This window comes from Arthrobacter sp. NQ7 (genome assembly GCF_029581595.2).
GTDB lineage: Bacteria > Actinomycetota > Actinomycetes > Actinomycetales > Micrococcaceae > Arthrobacter > Arthrobacter phenanthrenivorans_B.
Map to the genome: position 1 here is coordinate 1 of NZ_JARFXU020000052.1, position 2,604 is coordinate 2,604.

2 rRNA genes are annotated in these 2,604 nt (G+C 54.9%); both read right to left on the bottom strand.

What is annotated here, in order from left to right:
• Positions 1 to 367, bottom strand: a 23S ribosomal RNA gene (locus PUN71_RS22955); the annotation flags it as partial.
• Between the two features lie 525 nt (positions 368 to 892).
• Positions 893 to 2,415, bottom strand: a 16S ribosomal RNA gene (locus PUN71_RS22960).
• Positions 2,416 to 2,604: the final 189 nt, after the last annotated feature.

The window sequence follows — 2,604 nt, forward strand, 5'->3', positions numbered from 1 at the left end:
TCACACCCCACCAGCCCGGCAGAACTGGTACGGAAAGTCCCACAACCCCGACCATGCAACGCCCGCCGGCTATCACACATGGAACGGTTTAGCCTGATCCGCGTTCGCTCGCCACTACTAACGGAATCACTATTGTTTTCTCTTCCTGCGGGTACTGAGATGTTTCACTTCCCCGCGTTCCCCCCACGCACCCTATGTGTTCAGGTACGGGTCACCAAGTCACTCGCGCGCTTGGCGGGGTTTCCCCATTCGGACACCCTGGGATCACAGTCCGGTTATCGACTCCCCCAGGCTTATCGCAGATTCCTACGTCCTTCTTCGGCTCCTAATGCCAAGGCATCCACCGTGTGCTCTTAAAAACTTGACCACAAAGATCAAAAACAAAAAACACTCGAGAGAACCACAGAAACCAACCACAACCCCAACACCCCAAAGGGTGTCAACAGCCACGGCCAGATCCAGGTTCATATTCTTGGAAATTGCTTCTTATACAAGATGCTCGCGTCCACTATGTAGTTCTCAAACAACAACCCCAAACCACACACCCCACACACCCAAAAGCGCGTGGACCGTCATGGCCAGGAAAACCAGAAACAAACAAACCCGGAACACACCCCCCACAAAAGAAGGAGCCATCTCCCGGCCCTGTTGCCTCAGGACCCAACAGTGTGCCAAACACGAAAACCACCACATCACCACGCCCACCGTTCCAGAACCACCACCAGGTGGGGTTCGTACTAGAGAAGGACACGACAACACAACAGCCGCTATTTGTTGATATTCCACCCATGAGCACCCGCCGCAGGACAATCGCCTGCGCAACGGGCTTGCTTCCTGACAACCCCAACCCCACCGCATACACGATGAGTGGCTGGCTGTAGGTGCTCCTTAGAAAGGAGGTGATCCAGCCGCACCTTCCGGTACGGCTACCTTGTTACGACTTAGTCCCAATCGCCAGTCCCACCTTCGACAGCTCCCTCCCACAAGGGGTTAGGCCACCGGCTTCGGGTGTTACCAACTTTCGTGACTTGACGGGCGGTGTGTACAAGGCCCGGGAACGTATTCACCGCAGCGTTGCTGATCTGCGATTACTAGCGACTCCGACTTCATGGGGTCGAGTTGCAGACCCCAATCCGAACTGAGACCGGCTTTTTGGGATTAGCTCCACCTCACAGTATCGCAACCCTTTGTACCGGCCATTGTAGCATGCGTGAAGCCCAAGACATAAGGGGCATGATGATTTGACGTCGTCCCCACCTTCCTCCGAGTTGACCCCGGCAGTCTCCTATGAGTCCCCACCATCACGTGCTGGCAACATAGAACGAGGGTTGCGCTCGTTGCGGGACTTAACCCAACATCTCACGACACGAGCTGACGACAACCATGCACCACCTGTAAACCAACCCACAAGGGGAAGGACTGTTTCCAGCCCGGTCTGGTTCATGTCAAGCCTTGGTAAGGTTCTTCGCGTTGCATCGAATTAATCCGCATGCTCCGCCGCTTGTGCGGGCCCCCGTCAATTCCTTTGAGTTTTAGCCTTGCGGCCGTACTCCCCAGGCGGGGCACTTAATGCGTTAGCTACGGCGCGGAAAACGTGGAATGTCCCCCACACCTAGTGCCCAACGTTTACGGCATGGACTACCAGGGTATCTAATCCTGTTCGCTCCCCATGCTTTCGCTCCTCAGCGTCAGTTAATGCCCAGAGACCTGCCTTCGCCATCGGTGTTCCTCCTGATATCTGCGCATTTCACCGCTACACCAGGAATTCCAGTCTCCCCTACATCACTCTAGTCTGCCCGTACCCACCGCAGATCCGGAGTTGAGCCCCGGACTTTCACGGCAGACGCGACAAACCGCCTACGAGCTCTTTACGCCCAATAATTCCGGATAACGCTTGCGCCCTACGTATTACCGCGGCTGCTGGCACGTAGTTAGCCGGCGCTTCTTCTGCAGGTACCGTCACTTTCGCTTCTTCCCTACTGAAAGAGGTTTACAACCCGAAGGCCGTCATCCCTCACGCGGCGTCGCTGCATCAGGCTTGCGCCCATTGTGCAATATTCCCCACTGCTGCCTCCCGTAGGAGTCTGGGCCGTGTCTCAGTCCCAGTGTGGCCGGTCACCCTCTCAGGCCGGCTACCCGTCGTCGCCTTGGTAGGCCATTACCCCACCAACAAGCTGATAGGCCGCGAGTCCATCCAAAACCACAAAAGCTTTCCACCAACCACCATGCGATAGTCAGTCATATCCGGTATTAGACCCAGTTTCCCAGGCTTATCCCAGAGTCAAGGGCAGGTTACTCACGTGTTACTCACCCGTTCGCCACTAATCCACCCACAAGTGGGCATCATCGTTCGACTTGCATGTGTTAAGCACGCCGCCAGCGTTCATCCTGAGCCAGGATCAAACTCTCCGTTGAAGTAAAACAAAAACAGACACAACCAAAACCACCGGAAATAACGGCGACAAAGGCTGCACAAAATTTGAAACCAGCTAAAAAAACCATGCACACCACGGGGTGGCGCACACAGCACATTTCAACCAATCACATTACATAATCGGTATCAACAAACTTGGCACACTATTGAGTTCTCAAACAACAGACACA